Origin of the sequence: Labrys okinawensis (assembly GCF_047345005.1) — a bacterium.
In the GTDB taxonomy this organism is placed as follows: domain Bacteria; phylum Pseudomonadota; class Alphaproteobacteria; order Rhizobiales; family Labraceae; genus Labrys; species Labrys okinawensis.
Window position 1 is genome coordinate 2,415,771 of sequence record NZ_CP178864.1, and the last position, 19,691, is coordinate 2,435,461.

At 62.9% G+C, this 19,691-nt stretch carries 17 protein-coding genes; 3 read left to right on the plus strand and 14 right to left on the minus strand.

Annotation, left to right across the window (positions count from 1 at the left end):
* Nucleotides 1-89: 89 nt before the first annotated feature.
* Both ACMDCR_RS11385 and ACMDCR_RS11390 read right to left on the minus strand, forming a co-directional pair.
* The gene (locus tag ACMDCR_RS11385; RefSeq protein ID WP_413992634.1) at nucleotides 90-758 is read right to left on the minus strand and encodes a class I SAM-dependent methyltransferase; all 669 of its coding nucleotides are present in this window, start codon (nucleotides 756-758) and stop codon (nucleotides 90-92) included.
* Nucleotides 755-2,005: a DUF3419 family protein gene (locus ACMDCR_RS11390; RefSeq protein ID WP_413992635.1), complete on the minus strand. Its 1,251-nt coding sequence runs from the start codon at nucleotides 2,003-2,005 to the stop codon at nucleotides 755-757. The genes ACMDCR_RS11385 and ACMDCR_RS11390 overlap by 4 nt, the downstream gene beginning before the upstream one ends.
* Nucleotides 2,006-2,236: 231 nt before the next feature.
* Here ACMDCR_RS11390 and ACMDCR_RS11395 point away from each other — a divergent pair, with 231 nt between their 5' ends.
* Nucleotides 2,237-3,049, plus strand: coding sequence for a class I SAM-dependent methyltransferase (locus tag ACMDCR_RS11395; protein WP_413992636.1), 813 nt, complete (start codon nucleotides 2,237-2,239; stop codon nucleotides 3,047-3,049).
* Nucleotides 3,050-4,231: 1,182 nt separating this feature from the next.
* On the opposite strand, the gene ACMDCR_RS11400 is transcribed toward ACMDCR_RS11395, so the two are convergent.
* Both ACMDCR_RS11400 and ACMDCR_RS11405 read right to left on the minus strand, forming a co-directional pair.
* Nucleotides 4,232-5,257 (minus strand): zinc-dependent alcohol dehydrogenase family protein, encoded by a 1,026-nt coding sequence (locus tag ACMDCR_RS11400; protein WP_413992637.1) that lies wholly within the window; start codon nucleotides 5,255-5,257, stop codon nucleotides 4,232-4,234.
* A gap of 151 nt (nucleotides 5,258-5,408) precedes the next feature.
* A complete protein-coding gene (locus tag ACMDCR_RS11405) occupies nucleotides 5,409-5,777 on the minus strand; it encodes a DUF1330 domain-containing protein (RefSeq protein WP_413992638.1) in 369 nt (122 codons plus the stop codon).
* A 224-nt stretch (nucleotides 5,778-6,001) separates the two neighbouring features.
* On the opposite strand from ACMDCR_RS11405, the gene ACMDCR_RS11410 reads away from it, so the two are divergent.
* Complete coding sequence (locus tag ACMDCR_RS11410) at nucleotides 6,002-6,895, plus strand: LysR family transcriptional regulator (protein ID WP_413992639.1); 894 nt, start codon at nucleotides 6,002-6,004, stop codon at nucleotides 6,893-6,895.
* Nucleotides 6,896-6,966: 71 nt separating this feature from the next.
* On the opposite strand, the gene ACMDCR_RS11415 is transcribed toward ACMDCR_RS11410, so the two are convergent.
* From ACMDCR_RS11415 to pgeF, 8 genes are all read right to left on the minus strand, one after another.
* Nucleotides 6,967-8,613, minus strand: a complete 1,647-nt coding sequence (locus ACMDCR_RS11415) for an ABC transporter ATP-binding protein (RefSeq protein WP_413992640.1) — start codon at nucleotides 8,611-8,613, stop codon at nucleotides 6,967-6,969.
* Nucleotide 8,614: 1 nt separating this feature from the next.
* Complete coding sequence (locus ACMDCR_RS11420) at nucleotides 8,615-9,742, minus strand: ABC transporter permease subunit (protein ID WP_413992641.1); 1,128 nt, start codon at nucleotides 9,740-9,742, stop codon at nucleotides 8,615-8,617.
* The gene (gene oppB, locus ACMDCR_RS11425; protein WP_413992642.1) at nucleotides 9,735-10,658 is read right to left on the minus strand and encodes an oligopeptide ABC transporter permease OppB; all 924 of its coding nucleotides are present in this window, start codon (nucleotides 10,656-10,658) and stop codon (nucleotides 9,735-9,737) included. Before oppB ends, ACMDCR_RS11420 begins: the two co-directional genes overlap by 8 nt.
* A 210-nt stretch (nucleotides 10,659-10,868) precedes the next feature.
* Nucleotides 10,869-12,464, minus strand: a complete 1,596-nt coding sequence (locus tag ACMDCR_RS11430) for a peptide ABC transporter substrate-binding protein (RefSeq protein ID WP_413992643.1) — start codon at nucleotides 12,462-12,464, stop codon at nucleotides 10,869-10,871.
* A 445-nt stretch (nucleotides 12,465-12,909) separates the two neighbouring features.
* Nucleotides 12,910-13,878, minus strand: a complete 969-nt coding sequence (locus ACMDCR_RS11435; protein ID WP_413992644.1) for a ribose-phosphate pyrophosphokinase — start codon at nucleotides 13,876-13,878, stop codon at nucleotides 12,910-12,912.
* A 169-nt stretch (nucleotides 13,879-14,047) separates the two neighbouring features.
* Nucleotides 14,048-15,196, minus strand: coding sequence for a M24 family metallopeptidase (locus ACMDCR_RS11440; protein ID WP_413992645.1), 1,149 nt, complete (start codon nucleotides 15,194-15,196; stop codon nucleotides 14,048-14,050).
* A 106-nt stretch (nucleotides 15,197-15,302) separates the two neighbouring features.
* Complete coding sequence (locus tag ACMDCR_RS11445; RefSeq protein WP_413992646.1) at nucleotides 15,303-15,911, minus strand: dual specificity protein phosphatase family protein; 609 nt, start codon at nucleotides 15,909-15,911, stop codon at nucleotides 15,303-15,305.
* A 15-nt stretch (nucleotides 15,912-15,926) separates the two neighbouring features.
* Nucleotides 15,927-16,715: a peptidoglycan editing factor PgeF gene (gene pgeF, locus ACMDCR_RS11450; RefSeq protein ID WP_413992647.1), complete on the minus strand. Its 789-nt coding sequence runs from the start codon at nucleotides 16,713-16,715 to the stop codon at nucleotides 15,927-15,929.
* Nucleotides 16,716-17,005: 290 nt separating this feature from the next.
* Between pgeF and ACMDCR_RS11455 the strand changes: the two genes are divergently transcribed.
* Nucleotides 17,006-17,617 (plus strand): DUF992 domain-containing protein, encoded by a 612-nt coding sequence (locus tag ACMDCR_RS11455; RefSeq protein WP_413992648.1) that lies wholly within the window; start codon nucleotides 17,006-17,008, stop codon nucleotides 17,615-17,617.
* Nucleotides 17,618-17,752: 135 nt separating this feature from the next.
* Here ACMDCR_RS11455 and ACMDCR_RS11460 read toward each other — a convergent pair whose 3' ends face one another.
* Nucleotides 17,753-18,814: a class I SAM-dependent methyltransferase gene (locus tag ACMDCR_RS11460; RefSeq protein WP_413992649.1), complete on the minus strand. Its 1,062-nt coding sequence runs from the start codon at nucleotides 18,812-18,814 to the stop codon at nucleotides 17,753-17,755.
* Nucleotides 18,811-19,668 (minus strand): prolipoprotein diacylglyceryl transferase, encoded by an 858-nt coding sequence (gene lgt / locus ACMDCR_RS11465; protein ID WP_413992650.1) that lies wholly within the window; start codon nucleotides 19,666-19,668, stop codon nucleotides 18,811-18,813. Before lgt ends, ACMDCR_RS11460 begins: the two co-directional genes overlap by 4 nt.
* Nucleotides 19,669-19,691: the final 23 nt, after the last annotated feature.

Below are 19,691 nucleotides of genomic sequence, written 5' to 3' on the forward strand. Positions count from 1 at the left end.
CGGCTCTTGCCGATGTGGTGAGGCCATCTTCCTATCCGAGATAGGTGGCGGTTCAAGAATGGCGGTCGGAGACCGCCACTCCATACCGCTCAACCCGGCTGCTCCAGCTCCGCGTAGAAAGCATAGCCCCGGCAGATCTTCTCCGCCCTGAACCTCAGCCCCTTGCGTTCGGCGATCTCGGCCAGCGTCGGACCCATCTCCGCGATCGGGTGCACCTGGTAGTGCGCGAGCCAGGCGAAGAGGAAGCGCTTGAACCAGGCCGGCAGTTCGTCCTGCTGGCCGAAATCGACGATCAGCAAGCGCCCGCCGGGCTTGAGGCTTGAAGTGGCGCGTTCGAGCACGGCGCGCCAGTCGGGAATCATCGACAGCGTATAGGAGATGTAGATGCGCTCGAAGCCCTGGCGTCCGAACATCGTCGGCTCGAAACGCGTCGCGTCCGCCTGCGCCACCGTGACGCGGCCGAGATTGTGCCGGGCGAGCGAGCGCTTGGTCGTCTCCAGCATGGCGGTGGAGATATCGAAGCCGTAGATTGGCGTGGCCGGATAGCGCCTGGCGACGGCCACGAGGTTGCGCCCCGTGCCGCAGCCGATTTCCAGGATCGCATCGCCGGCGCCGGGCTTGATCGAGGCGATCAGCCGGTCGCGGCCCAGCAGGTAATATTTGCGCGTGAGATCATAGATATAGCGTTGGTAGCGATAGATCCGGTTCATGGCCTCGGCGGCTTGGGCCGAAGACTTGATCTCTGACTGCGCGCTCAATGGACTGTCCTGAGCTCATAGAGGTGGAAGCCGCCATAGATGGCCGAACGGTCACGGGCGGTCAATTCGCGGCAGCGCTCACGGTCATAAGACCAGCGGGCGAGGAGGTCGCTGGGGATGCGGCCGGGCAGCAGGCTGTCCTCGGCGGCGGTGCGGAAGATGACGCGGGCGCCGGGACGGGCCGTGCGCGTGATCTCGCTCCAGAGCATGGTGAGGATCGGGTCCGTCATCCAGTCCTGCGCATCGAGCAGGACGTAGGCATCGAGGCTCGCGGCAGGCTGGGCCTTGAGATGATCGATCAGGTTGACATGGCGCACATCGATCCGGCCGGCGCGGCTTTTCACCGCCTCATAGGCGCCTGATTCGAGATAGGGCGGCACCGGGCCGTCGCCCTCGGGCTTATAGCCGCGGCCAAAGGCCTGCCAGGCGAAATAATTGTTCTTGAGATCGAAGTCGCAGGCGAGGCGCTCCAGCCTCTCGCGCAGCACATCGGCGATCTCGCCGCCATCGCTGGCCGCTTCGGCGAGGGCGTCATATTGCGCCGGCGGGATGCCGAGGCCGTAGAGCGAGGCGCGGCGACGGGTGAGCCATTTGATGTGAGGGCGGTCGAACAGAGGGGCGATGCGCTCGTCGAAGACCTGGCGCTGTTCGGCGAGATCGCGCGCCGCGAGGAGATCGCCCGGATTGATGCGGTGCAGCTTGCCGAGGAGGTGGCCGAGGCCGATAAAGCGGCCGAGCAAGCCGTGGCGATAGAGATTCTTGGCAAAATAGCCGATGCGCTTGCGGCCGAGGGTGTCGCGGCCATTCCAATAGGCGCGGGTATCCTCGTCGAGATGAGCGCGCAGATGGCCTTCGTAGGCCGCGATGTTGCCGTGCTGGCCGGCCCTGGCGAAGAAATCGAAGAAGGCATCATGGTCGGGCAGATGCTGGGCGGCGGCGATCTTGAGCTTGTTCAGCGCGATGTGGTGGCGGTTGAGATCGACGGCGGTGATGGCGGCCGGATTGGCGGTGAGATAGCTCATCACATTGCAGCCGCCGGAAGCGATGGCGACAAGCCGGTCGTCGGGCTTGAGGGCGAGCGCTTCCATGTCGATCTCGGGATCTTCCCAGATCTGGGCATAGACCAAGCCGCTGAAGGCGAGAGTGAAGAGCCTGTCCTGGATGCCGCGCAACGACAGCAATTTGTGGTGTTCGACTGCCTGCTTCACATGCCCCTTCGCCGGGCCACGCGCTTCAACCGTGCTCACATCCGCTATCCCTATCTTCGTCGCTCTCAGGGAATCCGAGTTACGACACAGGTTGTCGCGGATACGACTTAGGGATGACGATGGGATGACGGATGTCTTGTAGCGAGGATACAATATGTGGGGAACTGCTGCGCTGCAGGCTGCTTTTGGGGTGATAGTGCCTGGCGCACGGACGGTATATGGTTTCGGTGGCTGGACGCCGGAACCTCAGCCGTGACAGGAGCATTGCCGATGTCCGACACCGACCAGCTCTTCACCGGGTCCATCCCCGAGATTTACGACACCTATCTGGTTCCCCTGATCTTTGAACCGTATGCCGCGGACCTGGCGCGACGGGTAGCGGACGCGTCTCCGACCCGAATTCTTGAGACTGCGGCGGGAACCGGTGTTGTAACGCGCGCGCTGGCCCCGCTTCTCGGAAAGGACGTTCGCTACATCGTCAGCGATCTGAACCAAGCCATGCTCGACAGGGCTGCCGGCCGGCAGGGCACGGACGAGCGCATAGCCTGGCGACAGGCGGATGCCCTGCATTTGCCCTTTGAGCCAGGCAGCTTCGATGCGGTCTGCTGTCAGTTTGGCGTGATGTTCTTCCCGGATAAGGTAGCCGGCTACCAGGAAACGCTTCGCGTCCTCAGACCTGGCGGCCGCTTTCTCTTCAACGTGTGGGATCGCATCGAAGACAATGATTTCTCTCGTCTGGTGACTGAGGCCGCAAGCGGCTATTTTCCAGGCAATCCGCCCCGGTTCCTGGCCCGAACGCCACATGGCTACCACGATGTCGCGCAGATCGAAGCCGACTTGGGCAAGGCCGGCTTTTCAGCCATTGAGATCGTGACGCTTCGACATGAAAGCAGGGCTCCGAATGCCCGTGCCTCGGCAATTGCGTATTGTCAGGGCACGCCGTTGCGCAACGAGATCGAAGCCCGCGACCCGCAAGCCTTGGAGGCCGTCACCAGTGGGGCTGCCCAGGCGATCGCAAGGGAGTTCGGCGAAGGATCGGTCTGTGGAAAGATCCAGGCGCATGTGATCGTTGCACGCGCTTAGGGCGTTTTACTTTCAGATCAAATCGTCAGGAATCGCAAAGACAAGTTAAAACAGGTGGTTAGAGCAATGGGCGTCTGCGTGTAAACGCGCTTTGCTCAAGGGAATGTTAAAAGTAAGTGCTTGAAACACGACGCCTCCACCGCCTTCTCACCGCCATAGGCAAGCGCTCTCGTTCCCACGCCCTTTCCGGCTGGGTTGATGAGGAGACCGGGCGATGGCGGCTGCGGGGCAGCCGTGAAAGCAGGATTCATGGAAGATGGCAGGCCGCATTTGTCGGCCAGACGCCATCGCCCTGTTCCGGCGGCCCGGCACGCTGACAAAACGCGCAAGGCCACCTGTTTTTCCGCCTTCTGAAAGCGGAGGCGAGCCGGGAGCGGATGGCACGGACCATCCGAACCTGACCAGCCGGCTCGGCAAAGGGGCTGAGCGACGTCCGTCCTGGCCGGACGGTGGCATCAGCCGTCTTCACCGCATCGGCGGGAGGAGGGACGAAGGCGTTGCCGGGTTCAAGCCCTTCGCGCTCCCTCCAGGGATCACAGGGCACTTCCATGGGGTGCCGATCCCGTCTGTCCCGCTCGTCACCCCTGGAGGCCGGCTTCGAAGGAAGCAGGACCGCCGCGCACCTATCGCCTGGACAGGCCGCTGGGGTGGATGGAGGCGTTCGGGGCCGGGCTGTACATGCGCCGGCCATTGACGCCTCATTCCGCTACGGAATAAAACATGGCAACGAACGGAAGTCAATATTCGTTCTGTTTCTATTCACGCACCGCATGAGGAGAATGCCAGGCAGGGTGTTGTCGATTGACCCGGTCGCCGACGAGCGGTTTGACCGGGTAACCAAGGGATCGTCTAGGAATAAGCGCTTCCGGAACGCCATCGGACGCTCCGTCGACCTCTGCTCGCCTGCCGAATGCCAAAGCTACTTCAACGCAGCTGGCCACGATGCAACATGATCGGATTCCGCTCTCGTCGTTGTCTGCCTCAGCTTTCGTCCGATTGCGGTCAGGATAGCAGGTGGAATCATGGCCCGCACCGCCGCGTAGTCTTGATGGTCAGCCGGGCCTGTTCTTCTCTGGCGGACAGAGCGTCTTGAGCGCGCTTATGCTCGGTGATGTCGGCCGAGATTCCGAACGCCATTTGGGTTGCCAGCCTCGTTGCTGAGCACCCGACACGCCTTTGGTATCAGGCGATCTCGATAACGAGCTTTCCGAATGCGCCTCGGTTGAGGTGGTCGAGAGCAGCCGGCAGATCTTCAAGCCTATAGCGTTTGTCGATCACTGGCTTGATCCGGGTGCGGTCGACGGCTGCGACAAGATCTTCCAGTGCTCTTCGATGCCCGACACTGATCCCTGAAATTCTGGGAACCTTGAGGAGAAGCGGAAGAATAGGAGCAGAAACTTCGGAGCCTTCCAGCGCGCTGATAACGGCGATATGTCCCCCAGCAGCCACAGCGTGAAGGGATTTGCCCAGATTCGAACCGCCGGCAACTTCCAGTATGTGATCTGCGCCGCGGTTGCCCGTCCGGCTCCACACCGCCTCGACCCAGTCTTCCGCCTGCCGGTTGATGCCATGGTCGGCGCCAAGCGTCTTTGCCCGTTCGAGCTTTTCGGGGCTGCTGGAGGTCAGGAATACTTCGGCGCCGTGGGCTTTCGCGATCTGCAGCCCAAACAGTGCGACGCCGCCTGTTCCCTGCACCACAACGGTCTGCCCCGCGCGAAGTTGGCCGCGTTCGACAAGCGCGAACCATGCCGTGAGCCCGGCACAAGGCAATGTGCTTGCCTCGCCATCATCCAGCGACGTCGGCGCTGCGACGAACCATGCTTCCGGGAAGGAAACAAATTCTGACAGTACGCCCGGATGAAAACCTCCCAGGGAGCGATACGCTGGATCGCGAGCGTCGCCAAGCGGCCTTCCTTCCAACCAGCCTGGTGTGAAGGTCGAAATCACACGGTCGCCGGGTTTGAAACGGCATGAGTTCTCCCCAATCTTCACCACCGTCCCAGCCATATCTGAAGCCGGCGTGAAGGGGAAAGTCACGTCAAGGCCGCCGCCGGCTTCGATAACGTTGTTGTCGCGATTGTTGAGCGCAACCGCTGATACCTTGACCAAGACCTCGCCGGACCGAACGGCTGGCACCGGCACTTGGGAGAGGAAGAGATTGTTACGCCCGAAAGCGGTCATCTCCCAACGCCTCATCACTTTTGTCATTCGATTCTCCTCTGCCTCCCATTTATTCAAGCGTCCACAACCGTCTCCGGTGACGTCTCTTTCTCGCTTCCCACGCATCAAACCATGTAAGACATCGGTTTTGTCTGAATAAACAGACGCAACGCGCGCCTGATATTCTTCAAATCTTGGCCTATACTACTGAACTTGAAGGAAAGAAACCTTCCGAGATGACAACCGATCCTTCGGTCGACGCCGTGCGGAACTCACGGGCAGCCGCGTATTCGGGTGAGTTGTAGAACCGCTGCGCCGCGGCAAGGCTTGGAAACTCGGCGATGCCTATGACTGATCGGGGCGGGCCTTCCACCACCGTCGCGTTGAGGTTGAAGACAATGATCTTGCCGCCAAATCGCGGAACGAGTGGCCTGGCCGCCTCTATATATTTCTCAAAGGTCGGCTGATCCTTGATCGTGTAGTTCGCGATCACATAGCCGGCCGGCTGCGTATCTGGGGCGAGCGCATGAGCTGCCGTCGCCGATATTCCAAGAGCGATCTTCTTCATGTCGAGCGGCACTTTCGTTGAGAGCCGGAGCATCACATTCCGCTGGAGCGCGCTCCGTCGAAATCTGATTGCACGTCGTCACCTTTAATGATCTACGAAGCATGTCGTAATGCCTCCAATTTGGGGAAGCCCGCACCCTTCGCATTGCTCATTGCAAGATAGTCTTGTTGTCCGCTTTCGATAATGCACCATGATTCAATTAGCCTTATGGGTACGGCGCATAAATGAAACGAGACGATCTGTATGACCTCGCCGCCTTCTCTGTCGTAGCGGAACACGGCAGTTTTACACGTGCCGCCGCGGAGCTCGGAATGTCTCAGTCCGCACTGAGCCATGCAATGAAGGCCTTGGAGGAGCGGCTCGGCGTACGGCTCTTGTCACGGACCACGCGCTCGGTATCAACGACCGAAGCTGGTGAGACGCTGCTGCGCTCGCTGCGCCCCGCACTGGGGGACATTGCTTCCGGAATCGACGCGATCGTCGCCCTTCGCGGGAAGCCGTCCGGCACCGTTCGCATTACCGCGACCAAACATGCGGTCTCGTCTGTCGTGATGCCCGTTCTGCCGAGCTTTCTGGCATCACATCCAGACATTCGCGTGGATATGATCGTCGATGACAAATTGAACGATATCGTCGCCGACCGCATCGACGCAGGCATCCGCTTCGGCGACATCGTCGAGAAGGACATGGTCGCAGTCCGCGTCGGGCCGGATATCCGGATGGCCGTCGTCGGTGCTCCGTCCTATTTCGCAGACCATCCAGTTCCGCTAACGCCGCGCGAGCTATCAAGCCATCGTTGCATCAACTACAGGTACGTCAAGTCAGGCGGGCTCTACGCCTGGGACTTCCTGGAGGACGGGCGGCCCTTGCAAGTTCGCGTCGAGGGACCTCTGATATTCAACAACTCCGACCTAATTCGCGAGGCGGCCTTGGCAGGTCACGGCCTCGCTTATGTCCGCGAGGATGAAGTTGCGGCCGACATCGTCGCCGGCAGGCTCACGAAAATTCTCGAAGTCTGGAGTCCAGCCTTTCCAGGTTACCACCTCTATCATCCGAGTCGGCGCCTATCGCCTCCCGCATTGGTGGCCCTCATCGCGGCGCTGCGCCACAAGTCCTAAACGAGCCTTGCCCCAGGGCATGTTGCCTTCATATCAAATCGCCAAGAATCGTAAATTCCCGCCGAACGCCTCTATTCTGCCGCCTCCAGAGTCTTGCCGAGCGCCGCCGCCATCAAGGCCTTAGTATAGGCCTGGCGTGGCGCGTCGAAGATCTGGCGCGTCGGTCCTTCCTCGACGATCCGTCCCTCGCGCATGACGATCACATAGTCGGAGAGGGCCCTCACCACGGCGAGATCATGGCTGATGAAGAGGTAGGAGAGGTCATGTGCGGCCTGCAGTTCGCGCAGCAATTCCACGATCTGCTTCTGCACGGAGCGGTCGAGGGCCGAGGTCGGCTCGTCCAGCACCACGACCTTCGGCTTGAGGATCATCGCGCGCGCAATGGCGATGCGTTGGCGCTGGCCGCCTGAGAATTCATGCGGATAGCGGTTGCGGGCGAGAGGATCGAGGCCGACTTCCGTCAAGGCCTGGATGGCGCGCTTGTCGCGCTCGGCGGCGGAAAGGTTGGGCTCATGCACCTTGAGCCCCTCGGTGACGATGGCGCCCACCGTCATGCGTGGCGACAGCGAGCCGTAGGGGTCCTGGAAGACGAGCTGCAGCGCCCGCCGGAGGGGCCGCATGCGAGTCCTGTCGGCTTGGGAAATGTCCTTGCCGTCGAACAGGACATGGCCCTGGCTGGCAAGCAGCCGCAGCAAGGCTCGGCCGAGGGTGGACTTGCCCGAGCCGGATTCGCCGACGATGCCGATGGTCTGTCCCTGCTGCAGGCGCAGCGAAACGCCGTCCACTGCCTTGAGCTCGATGGCGGCATGGCGGCTGAAGAGGCCCCCTCCGGGAAGATGGAAGCTCACCTTGACGTCCCGCCCCTCCAGCAGCACGGGCGCTCCCGCCCGCGGCGGCGCCTTGCTGCCCGTCGGCTCGGCTGCGAGCAACATCTGTGTGTAGGGGTTGCGCGGGCGGCTGAAGACCTCCTCGATCGGTCCTTCCTCCACCACCTCGCCATAACGCATGACATAGACCCGGTCGGCAAAGCGCCTGACGACATTGAGGTCATGGCTGATGAAGACGATCGCCATGCCGAGCCGCTCTCGCAAATCCGCCAGCAGTGCGAGGATCTGCGCCTGCACGGTGACATCAAGGGCTGTGGTCGGCTCGTCGGCGATAAGCACGTCCGGCTGGTTGGCGAGCGCCATGGCGATCATCACGCGCTGGCGCTGGCCGCCGGACATTTCATGCGGATAGGCATCGACCCGCCGCTCGGGATGGGGAATGCCGACCAGCCGAAGCAGCTCGATCACTTGCTTGCGGGCCTCGGCGTAGCCGATGCCCTGGTGATGCACGATCGGCTCTGCCACCTGGCGGCCGATGCGATAGAGCGGGTCCAGCGAGGTCATCGGCTCCTGGAAGATCATGGTGATCTTGGCGCCGCGCACCTTGTTGAGCTCTTTCGGCCTGAGCCCGAGCAATTCGCGCCCGCGATATCGGACCGAACCGGTCGCGCGGCCATTGCCGGCCAGAAGCCCCATGGCCGCCATCATGGTCTGGCTCTTGCCGGAACCGGATTCGCCGACGATGGCGACGGTCTCGCCACGCCCGACCTTGATGTCGACGCCCTTGACGGCGCGAAGCTCGCCATCGGGTGTCGCGAAACGGACGTCGAGGCCCGAAATGTCGAGAACGGTCTCGTTGTCTTTAGACTGGGTCACGTCAGCGCTCGCCATATCAACGGTCCTTTGGATCGAGGGCGTCGCGCAGGCCGTCGCCGATGAAGTTGAGGCAGAACAGCGTGGTGACGAAGAAGGCGGCGGGGCAGATCAGCAGCCAGGGCGCGGCCTGCATGGAGCCGGCGCCGATGGCGATGAGGGCGCCCCAGCTCGTCAGCGGTTCCTGCACGCCGAGGCCGAGGAAGGAAAGGAAGCTCTCCAGCAGGATGACGCGCGGGATGCGTACGGTGAGGAAGATCACCACTTGCCCGATGGTGTTGGGGATGATGTGCTGGCGGATTACAGCCCAGTCCGAAAGGCCCATGGCATGGGCGGCGGCGACGAACTCGCGCCGCTTCAGCGACAGCGTCTGCCCGCGCACGATCCGCGCCATATCCAGCCACTCGATGGCACCGATGGCCACGAAGATCAGGACGAAGTTGCGGCCGAAATAGACCACCAGCAGGATGACGAAGAAGGTGAAGGGCAGGGAATAGAGGATCTCGACGAAGCGCATCATCACATTGTCGGTGCGCCCGCCTGCAAAGCCGGAGATCGCTCCATAGGTGACGCCGAGCAAGAGGCTGACCAGGCTCGCCAGGATGCCGACGAGCAGCGAGATCTGGCCACCGAGCATGATGCGCGAGAGCAGGTCACGCCCATTCGCATCCGTGCCCAGCAAGAAATATTGTCCGTTGATGTCGCCCTTGACCACCAGGGTGCGGCCGTCGTCGCGCGTCTCGGCCACCGTGGCGTTCTCGAATTCGTTGACGCGGTCGACATAGCGGGTGACGCGCGGATCGATCTTCCTGTCCGAGGAGAAGGTTGCGGTGAAGCTGGAGCCGGCGGTTTCGAAACTGTCGAGCTTCACCCGCGCCTGCTCGGCAACATGCGCAATGACTTCGGTCAGGGTATCCTTTTGCGGATAAGGCGACAGGCTCGGCGGCACGTTTACATAGGATTCGAAGACCTGATCGTAGTGATGCGGCGCCACCAGCGGACCGAAGACGCAGAAGAGGGCGATCGCGGCGAAGACCACCAGGCTGGTCATGGCGGCGGTGTTGCGGCGCAGGCGCAGCATGGCGAGCTGGAACAGGCTGCGGCTTCGGCCGCTCGTGCCCTGGGGCGTGATGGCGGCGTCAGTCATAGCGAACCCTCGGATCGAGCAGGGCATAGATGAGATCGACGGCGAGGTTGAAGGCGATGATGAACACCGAAACCAGCACGACGGTTGCCATCACCAGCGTATAGTCGCGGTTGAGGGCACCTGTGACGAAATAGCGCCCGACGCCGGGAATGCCGAAAATGGTCTCGACCACCGCGGAGCCGGTGAGGAGCTGCGCTGCCGCCGGCGCGAGATAGGTGATGCAGGGCAGCAGCCCGGCGCGCATGGCGTGGGCGAAGACCAGCACCCGGCTGGGCAGGCCATAGGCGCGGGCGGTGCGGATATGGTCGGTCCTCAGCGATTCGAGCATGGAGCCGCGCATCAGCCGGGCGAACACCGCCATTTCCGGCAGGGCGAGCGCGATCATTGGCAGGACGAGGAAGCGCGGCGAGCCGTCGCCCCAGCCCCCGCCCGGAAGCCAGCCCAGCATGACCGCGAAGATCAGCGCAAGCACGGGCCCGACCACGAAATTGGGAACGGTGATGCCGATATTGGCAACGCTCATCACCAGGACGTCGATGATCGAGTTCTGCCGAAGCGCCGCGATCGTGCCCATGGTGAGGCCGCCGCCAACGGCGATCAGCAAGGCGAACGAGCCCAATGTCAGCGAGTAGGGCAGGCTCTGCTTCATCAGTTCCAGGATGGTGAAGTCACGATAGATATAGCTCGGGCCGAAATCCCCCTGCACGACATTGGCCATATAGCGCAGATATTGCTGCCAGAGCGGCTCGTCGAGGTGATAGGCCCGGTTCATGTTCTCCAGGATCTGGGGCGGCAGCGGCCGCTCCATATTGAAGGGACCGCCGGGGGCGAACCGCATCAGGAAGAAGGAGATCGTGATCACCAGGAACAGGGTCGGTACCGCGCTGGCGAACCGACGCAGGATGAAGCGGAGCATGAGGCCTCCTCAGGGGGCGAGGGTGCGGGCGGAGAACTGCAGCGGATGAAAAGCGCCAGCCTGACCTGGAGAGACGCCGCCTTTGTCATGCCCGGGCTCGACCCGGGCATCCCATCCCGGGCAGGGCGCTGGCTGGATTGCCGGGACAAGCCCGGCAATGACAAATTGGAGAGGCCCTCGTCAGGCTGTCGTCGCTTGTGCGGCCTCGAGTTATTCCTTGCTGAGGAAGCGCGTCAGATGCTGGTTGGCGGCGTTGTCGTGCCAGCCCTTGATCTTGCTGGAGACCAGCCAGAAATCGGCATAGGTCATCAGGGGCGCCATGGCGCCGTCCTTGAGGCCGAGGGATTCGGCATCATGCAGGATCTGCATGCGCTTGGCCGGATCGCGCTCGGCATAGGACTTGGCCATCAGCGCGTCGAAGTCCGGATTGGAGTAGTGCGTCCAGTTCAGGCTCTTGGTGTTGCTGGCGAGCAGGAAGAGGAAATTCTCGGGGTCGGCATAATCGGCCACCCAGCCGGTGCGGGCGACGTCATAGGAACCGCCGTCCTGGATATAGGCGTAGTGGGTCTTGACGTCCGAGTTGAGGATGGTGACCTCCGCGCCCAGCCCCTTCCACATGTCGGCGATGGCGGTCGCCACCTTCTTGTGGTTTTCCTGCGTATTGTAGCGGATCTCGATCTTCAGCGGCTTGCCGCCGGGGCCGTAGCCGGCTGCCTTCAGGAGTTCGGCCGCCTTGTCCTCGCGGTCGAGCTGCGACATGTCGGCGTAATCGAGCTCGGCGGGCGTATAGCCGTCGATGCCCTCGGGCACCAGGCTGTAGAAGGGCAATTGCGCGCCGTTGTAGATCTTCTGGGAGAGGAAGTCGCGGTCGACGGCCATGGAGAGGGCCTGGCGGACCCGGGCATCGTTGAAGGGCGGCTTGCGCACGTCGAAGACGTAGTAATAGGTCGACAGCGACTGGGAGACATGCACCTGGTCGCCCAGCTTGTCGCGCAGGAACTTGAGCTGGTCGGCCTGGAAATTGTAGTTCACGTCGAACTCGCCGGCGAGGAAGCGGCGCACCTGGGCGGCATTGTCCTCGGTGGGATAGGAGACGACCTTGTCGATCTTCACATTGGCCGCATCCCAGTAATTAGGATTCTTGACCATGGTGATGTGATCGTTGGCGACGTTCTCGCTCAGCATATAGGCCCCGTTCGAGACCATGTTGCCCGGCTTGACGAAGTCGGCCTTGTATTTCTCGTAATTCTTCTTGTTGACGGCGAGCGCGGTCTGATGCGCGAGCAGCTGGAGGAAATAGGGCGTCGGCCGCTCCAGCGTGATCTCGAGCGTCTTGGCGTCGACGGCCTTCACGCCGAGTTGGTCGAGCCCCATCTTGCCGGTGTTGATCGCCTCGGCATTCTTGATGGGATAGAGGATGTTGGCGTAACCCGAGGCCTCCTTCGGATCCACGACGCGGCCCAGCGTGAAGACGAAATCATCGGCCGTGACCGGTTCGCCATTCGACCATTTGGCGTTCTCGCGGATCTTGAAGGTGTAGACGGTGCCGTCCGGCGAGAGCGTCCAGCTCTCGGCGGAGCCGGGAATGATCTTGCCAAAGGGATCGTAGACCGTGAGGCCCTCATTGAGATCCTTGAGCACGAATTCCTCGACATTGATCGAGGTATGAGCCGAGTCGAGCGTCTGGGGCTCGCCGCCATTACCTTTGTAGAGCACGGTTTCCGCGAAGGCCGGCAGAGCGAGGCCGCCGAGAAGACTCGTCGCCAGGGCAAGTGCGAAGATGCGGGTCTTGAAGGCTTTGGTCATGTGGAAACACCCCTCTGAAACCGGTTCCATCCGGCTGTTGATTGATAACGCCTAGTAAAGGCCCTCTGCGCTGCAACGGCAACCCGCGAATTTTGACACCCGCGCTACTGGCAAGGCGACGGCCACCCTTTTCGGCCTGAGGCAGCGAACGGGAGTTCGGATATTTCCGCGCGATCGATTTACGACGCAATCTTTGCCAAGCTCCTCACCGCCTGGTGAGTGAAGCGTTGCGGGAGAAAAAAATGCCTGGATCGCCTGGTGCTTGTGGATAAGAACGGGATGACCACGGGTTCGATGCCGCCCACTGCAGTGGCTTCGGCCGTTGGGGGAGCTTGGGGCATCGAAATGAGGCGCGCCAAACGCGGGGTGTCGATCCGGAGATCGACACTCCATTCCTGCGCCTATTGCGGCAAGGTCCACGCGCAAGGGCCGTGGCAGCAGCCCCTCAGTTGAACAGGCTGGAAACGCTCTCTTCGGAGGCGGTGCGGCCGATGGCCTCGCCGATCAGGGGCGCAATCGAGATGACGCGGATGTTCTGCGCCACGCGCACGGCTTCGGTCGGCATGATCGAATCCGTGATCACCAGCTCGCGCAGCTTGGAGGAGGCGATGCGGGCAACAGCCCCGCCTGAGAGCACGCCATGGCTGATATAGGCGAGCACGTCCTTGGCGCCGCGCTCGAGCAGCGCTTCGGCGGCATTCACCAGCGTGCCGCCGGAATCGATGATGTCGTCGATCAGGATGCAGGTGCGGCCGGAGACATCGCCGATCACATTCATCACCTCGCTCTCGCCGGCGCGCTCGCGGCGCTTGTCGACGATGGCGAGCGGAGCATCGATGCGCTTGGCGAGCGCCCGGGCGCGCACCACGCCGCCGACGTCTGGCGACACCACCATGAGCTTGGAAAGCTCCATGCGGGCCTTGATGTCGCGTTCCATCACCGGCGCGGCGAAGAGATTGTCGGTGGGGATGTCAAAGAAGCCCTGGATCTGGCCGGCATGGAGATCGAGGGTGAGCACGCGATCGGCGCCGGCGTTGGTGATGATGTTGGCGACGAGCTTGGCGGAGATCGGCGTACGGCCGGAGGCGCGCCGATCCTGGCGGGCATAACCGAAATAGGGGATCACCGCGGTGATGCGCCTCGCCGAGGAGCGACGCAGGGCATCCATGATGATCAGCAGTTCCATCAGGTGGTCGTTGGTGGGAAAGGAGGTCGACTGGATGACGAAGACATCCGTGCCGCGCACGTTTTCCTGGATCTCGACGAAGATTTCCATATCCGCGAAACGGCGCACCGAGCACTTCGTCAGCGGCGTCTTCAGATAGGTGGCAATCGATTCGGCCAGCGCGCGATTGGAATTGCCGCAGACGAGCTTGATCTCGCCCGAGCCGTGGCCCCTGTCACCTGCCGCCATGAAGCCGGCTCCCGCTTGCGTGAAACTTAGAGCGGCTCATAGCAAGCGCTGGCGCCTGGGACAATGGGGCGTCACAAGGAGTTCACACTTGCATGGGTGGGTTGCTGGCAGCGCGGACGTCCCTACGACATTCTCTTGAATGTCGTAGGGACGTCCGCGCTGCCAGGGATTACTTCATCACCAGCCCGGCATCGCGACCATTCAGCACCTCGCTGCCGGCGTGCGTGGTCAGGCTGGTGCGGCCGAGGCACATCGCCGTGCCGCTTTGCGAATCCATCAGGATCATGTGGGCGAACATCACCATGCCAGGCTCCAGCACCCAGTCATTGCCCTCGTAGAACATCGGCCAATCCATCCAGGATGGAGTGAACTTGGCGCCGAGGGAATAGCCGCAGGCGGCGAGGCGGTGGTTTTCGAGGCCATGAGCGTCCATCACGCGGGCATGGGCGGCGAAGACATCGCCGGCGGTGCGGCCGGGGCGGATCTCGGCTTCGCAGGCAAGCAGGGCTTCATGCGCCGCGGTGTAGAGCTCGCTGTGGCGGGGCGAGACGTCGCCCACCGTGATCGTGCGCATCAGCGCTGCATGGTAATGGCGGAAGACGCCGGCGAATTCCAGGGTGATCTGGTCGCGCGCGTCGAGCTTGCGGCGGCCCGCCTTGTACCGGCATAGCAGGGCATCGCGGCCCGAGCCGATGATGAACTCGTTGGCCGGATAGTCGCCGCCCGCCGAAAAGATGGCATTGTGCTGGGCGGCCAGGATGTCGCCCTCGTCCGCGCCCGCATGCACGGCGGCGATGCCGGCTGCATCGGCGGCATCCGAGAGGCGGGCGGCCTCGCGCACATAGACGATCTCGGCGGCCGACTTCACGGCGCGAAGGCGCGTGATGATCTCGGAGGCGTCGGTAAGTTCGTAATCCTCCGCAAAGGCGGCCTCGAGCTTTCGGCCACTGGCATGGGTGAGGCCGTAGGAGTCGAATTCGACGCCGATGCGCCCGCCGCCGACACCGAGATCCCGCGCCATCTCGAGCAATTGCTCGGCCGGCGTGGCGTCCTTGCGGTCAGTCCAGATGCGGATATCGTCGAGGATGGAGGTGTGCTGCGCCTGCCTGAGATCCGCCGAGCGGGTAAGCAGCGCCATGCGGCCATCGGCCCGCACCAGCAGGGACTGGAAGAAGCAGAAGCCGAAGGTGTCGTAGCCGGTGAGCCAATACATGCTCTCCTGCGCGAACAGCAGCATGGCGTCGAGCTTTCGAAGCTCCATTTCGGCCTGGAGGCGCTGCAGGCGTGCGGAAAACTCGTCTGTCGAAAAGTGAAGCATGTAGAAAACCTCTGGAGCAAAATGCGTTCAGGCTGAAGCCGCTTTCGAAATTAACTCATTGGCATCACAGCAGTTTGCGATACTCGGCGGTTCAATCCGAAGGCGATCACTCTGGTCGGGAAGCGTGGACTGCTGCCTTGAGGGCAGGAATATCGGCCGTCTTCAGATAACGCGGGATGTTGCCCCAGACGGCATGGTAGCCGAATTCGCCGCCCCGCATTTCAGCCAGCGCATCGTCCCTGCTCCACCCTTCGACAATGATGCGATAAAGCGCGGAGATCAGGCCGGTACGGTCGGAACCATGCTGGCAGTGCAGGAGGACGGGCCCGTGCTCCTGCGCGTGCAGTACGGTGCGCAGGGCCCTGACCACATCCTGGTCCTCGATGTTCCAGGTGTGGATGGGAATGCGGGTCAGCATGAGATGGTTGCCGCCGGCGAGCACATCGTCGGCGTGGAAGGCTCGCAGGCTGACAATGCTTTTCACGCCAAGGTCCTGGCTGAGATTGGCAAAGCCTTCCTCGGTCGGCTGGGCCGAACGATAGAACCTCGGCGTCACCCGATGCAGGTTCGGCACGCCCTCCAGCTCGACGGCTTCGGCCCAGGTCGCCGGCCTTGGTGCAGGAGGCACCGCGATCTCAGATGTCGATGTCATCATCATTCCGATCGTAAGCGAGGCGAAGCCGATCTGCTGCGCCGCTGGCCGCGTGGGGGGCACCAGACTCCTCCGGCTTCATGCATCCACCAGGGCAATGCCATGCAGCAGGCGGCCATAGTCGGGCTCCTTGCGATGGGTCACGCGCCGATAGGAATAGAAACGCTCTTCATCCTCGTAGGTGCACAGGCCGAGGTCGTCGAAGCGGCCGATGCCTGCCCTGCCCATGCGCGCACCGATATAGGCGGGCAGATCGAACATGGCATGGCCGTCCCTGGGGCCAGGGGTGAAGAAAGCCCGGTTGTCCGGCTCTGATGCCACGAAACGCTCGACGAATTCGGGGCCGACCTCATAGGCGCTCCTCGAGATCATCGGCCCGAGCACGGCGGTGATGTTTTCCCGGCGCGCGCCGAGCCCGACCATGGCGGCAATGGTCGCCTCCAGCACGCCGGTGAATGCGCCCTTCCAGCCTACATGCGCAGCGCCGACCACGCCGGCCTCACTGTCGGCGAACAGCACGGGGCCACAATCGGCGGTGGCCACGGCGATGGCGAGGTTCTTTTGCCGGGTGACCATGGCATCGACCTTGGGAGCGTTCTCGCGGGTCCAGGGCTCGGTGACGACGACCACATTCGGCGAATGCACCTGGTAGCAGGTAATGAAGCGCTCACGCGGCACGCCGAGGGTTTCCGCCATGCGGCCGCGATTTTCGCGGACATGTTCGGGATTGTCGCCAGAGCCGTTGCCGCCATTCAGCGAGGCGTAGATGCCATCCGAGACCCCGCCCTGTCGGGTGAAGAAGCCATGGCTGACTCCAGGCAGGTCGAGGGAGGAGTGGCGAAGAGCGATGGCGGGCGAATCGGACATGGGGGCAAGATCGCGACGATGGAAGTGGATGTCAAACCAGAGGGGCGGCAATCAGGAACGTAAAGAGGGCAAAAGCACGGCAGCAAGCGATGAGGGTAGACGCTGGAGAATCCGGCTGCCGCATACGAGCTGTTAGCCATGTCAGGGAAAAGGCGTATATCAATGTCAGCGAACCCGCGACGGCCATGGACGAACGGCAGTGAGCCGTGTCTTGAGGCGGTTGGTTCGCGGCGTCAGCATGCCGCTCTCAGCCCAGGCCGGCGCCGGATCAAGATCATACAGGTGATGCCATGAAGATGACCAAACTATTGCCGGCCCTTGCTCTTACTGCTTTGCTCGTCCCCGCCGCGGCCGGGTCAGCCCAGGCCGCGGTCCGGACCGGGACGCTGACCTGTGACATTGGCGGCGGTATCGGCGTGATCATAGGTTCCAGCAAGCCCGTGGCTTGCCGCTATACATCTTTCGACGGCGAGACCGAGCTCTATAACGGCACCGTGCGCAAGCTCGGCGTCGATGTCGGCTTCACCTGGGCGGGGCGTATCGTCTGGGCCGTGTTCGAGCCTGGCCCTCATGGTTCGCTGGGTGGCAGTTATGGCGGTGTCTCGGCCGAGGCGACCGTGGGTGCGGGCGTGGGCGCCAATGTGCTGCTCGGCGGCGGCAATGGCGGCGTGACGCTGCAGCCGCTCTCCGTGCAGGGCCAGACCGGCCTGAACGCAGCGGCAGGCATCGGCACACTCACCATCGAGCCGGTGGCCGCCGCGGTGGTGGTGAAGCCGCATCGGGTCTATCGCCATCGTCATCACGTGCATCACTGCGCCTGCTCGACCAAGCACAAGCACCACTATTATCACCATCATTATTATCATCATCACACGGTGAAGCACGTCCATCACAAGGCGTGAGGGGTAGCCAACACGCAGGCAGCATGGAGGGGCGATCACCGATCGCCCTTTTCCTCTCCTGGCAATCGCGGGTGTTCCCAGATGTTGATCTCAGCCTGTTCGGCATGGCCGACGTGGCTGAATGAACGCGCCGTGCTACGGCCCCGGCGCCGAGATCGCCAGCACCTTGAAGAGCGAGCCCATCGCCCTTGGCGCGTCGTCCGTGAGGCGCGCCAGCGCCTTGTCGATGTCCTCGGCCTGTTCGGGGGTGGCGTGGCGTTTCAGGTTTGCCGCCATCGGCCGGATGCCGAGTTCGCCAAGGAACTGTGCCTGCGTCGTCAGGATGTCGATGCCAAGCTTCTTGTCCATGGCGATGCGCGCCAGCGTCTCGAAGCAGACATGGGAGGTGAGATCGGCCTCGCCGGGGCGGGCGAGGGGGTCGACATAGGCATGCCCAACCATGGCCTGGAGCGTATCGCCGACACCGAGCTCGATGTGACCATAGTCGATGATCAATGCGGCTCCGCCAAAGCGGGCCAGACGGTCCGACAGCTCCGCCATTACCAGCGATCCCGCCTCGTGATATTCGAGTATGGTGCCGTCGAGTGCCTCCCCCCGGGGCGCCTGCGGCTCGGGCGCCGGTTCCGGCGCGAGCCCGAAGGCGAGCTCTCCGTCGCGAAGCCCGACGAGGCGTTCATGCCAGCGGCCGCCCTGATAGACCAGCTGGTGTATGGGCAGGGCGTCGAAGAACTCATTGGCGATGACGATGAGAGGCTGATCCGGCAGCGTCGACAGATCGTCGTGCCAGACAGGCTTGGTGCCGCGCAGAGCCTTGGCTTGGGCCTGGCGAAGCACGGGGCTGGTTTCGACGAGATGCACCTCGATTGCCCGCGCAAAGTCGGGCATCACCTTGCCGATGGCACGCAGCGCATCGGCCATCAGCGTACCCCGGCCGGGGCCGAGCTCAACCAGGCTGACGCGGGCGGGCGAGCCCAGGATCATCCAGCGATGCGTTGCCCATAGCCCGATGATCTCGCCGAACATCTGACTGATCTCCGGCGAGGTGGTGAAATCACCCGCCGCGCCGAGCGGGTCGCGCGTCATGTAGTAGCCATGGCCGGGATGGCCGAGGGCAAGCGCCATGTAGCGGGCCACGCTGATCGGGCCTTCCTGGCGGATCAGGTCCTTGATCTCGAGGGCGAGCGGTGTGCCGCTCATGCCGGCTGCGGCTTGCGCAGGAAGGCGTTGAGAATCAGGCCGATGCCGATGATGGCCATGGGCAGCGAATAGGCCTGTCCGATGGTCAGAAGTTCCTTGATCGCCCAGCCATCCGGCTCGCGGTACTGCTCGCAGAAGGAGCGGGCGGCGGCATAGCCGAGGCCGAACACGCCGGCGATCAGGCCCGGGCGCTTGAGGCCGCCGAGACGCGTCAAGGCGAGCAGCACTACAAAGAGCAGGATGCCCTCGGTCGCTGCTTCATAGAGCTGGCTGGGATGGCGGGGCACGCCGCCGGCCTCAGGGTCGGAGAAGATCATCGCCCATGGCACATCGGTGGTTTCCCGGCCCCACAATTCGCCATTGATGAAATTGGCGATGCGCACCAGGAATATGCCGAAGGGCGCTACGGCGGAAATGACGTCGAGATAGGAGAGGACCGGGATCCTGTTGGCCCAGGCGTAGACGACGATGGCGAGCGTCGCCCCGATCAGGCCCCCATGGAAGGCCATGCCGCCATGCCAGATCTGCGGGATCTCCCAGGGGTTGGCGAAATAATAGCCGGGCGCATAGAGCAGCACCTGCCCAAGCCTTCCGCCCAGCACCACGCCTAGCGTCACCCAGATCAGGAGGTCGTCGAGCTGGGCCGGGGTTCCCGGTTGCACCGTCCACAGGCTGGTATTGGCGACAAGCCGGCGCGCATACCACCAGCCGCCGAGCAGGCCAAAAATATAGCCCAGCGCATACCAGCGGATGAGGACAGGCCCGATTTCGAGCGCATAGATGCGCAGCGCCACAGGACCAGCCTGGAACAGCACCGTGGTCGGATCGGGAAGGGTGATGAATTGATCGTACATGCCCGCCTTGTGTCGGCAAGATG

Coding starts and splice junctions, on each gene's coding strand:
- ACMDCR_RS11395 (WP_413992636.1), top strand. CDS start 2,237: ATGTCCGACACCGACCAGCTCTTCACCGGGTCCATCCCCGAGATTTAC.
- ACMDCR_RS11400 (WP_413992637.1), bottom strand. CDS start 5,257: ATGACAAAAGTGATGAGGCGTTGGGAGATGACCGCTTTCGGGCGTAAC.
- ACMDCR_RS11405 (WP_413992638.1), bottom strand. CDS start 5,777: ATGAAGAAGATCGCTCTTGGAATATCGGCGACGGCAGCTCATGCGCTC.
- ACMDCR_RS11410 (WP_413992639.1), top strand. CDS start 6,002: ATGAAACGAGACGATCTGTATGACCTCGCCGCCTTCTCTGTCGTAGCG.
- ACMDCR_RS11415 (WP_413992640.1), bottom strand. CDS start 8,613: ATGGCGAGCGCTGACGTGACCCAGTCTAAAGACAACGAGACCGTTCTC.
- ACMDCR_RS11420 (WP_413992641.1), bottom strand. CDS start 9,742: ATGACTGACGCCGCCATCACGCCCCAGGGCACGAGCGGCCGAAGCCGC.
- oppB (WP_413992642.1), bottom strand. CDS start 10,658: ATGCTCCGCTTCATCCTGCGTCGGTTCGCCAGCGCGGTACCGACCCTG.
- ACMDCR_RS11430 (WP_413992643.1), bottom strand. CDS start 12,464: ATGACCAAAGCCTTCAAGACCCGCATCTTCGCACTTGCCCTGGCGACG.
- ACMDCR_RS11435 (WP_413992644.1), bottom strand. CDS start 13,878: ATGGCGGCAGGTGACAGGGGCCACGGCTCGGGCGAGATCAAGCTCGTC.
- ACMDCR_RS11440 (WP_413992645.1), bottom strand. CDS start 15,196: ATGCTTCACTTTTCGACAGACGAGTTTTCCGCACGCCTGCAGCGCCTC.
- pgeF (WP_413992647.1), bottom strand. CDS start 16,715: ATGTCCGATTCGCCCGCCATCGCTCTTCGCCACTCCTCCCTCGACCTG.
- ACMDCR_RS11455 (WP_413992648.1), top strand. CDS start 17,006: ATGAAGATGACCAAACTATTGCCGGCCCTTGCTCTTACTGCTTTGCTC.
- ACMDCR_RS11460 (WP_413992649.1), bottom strand. CDS start 18,814: ATGAGCGGCACACCGCTCGCCCTCGAGATCAAGGACCTGATCCGCCAG.
- lgt (WP_413992650.1), bottom strand. CDS start 19,668: ATGTACGATCAATTCATCACCCTTCCCGATCCGACCACGGTGCTGTTC.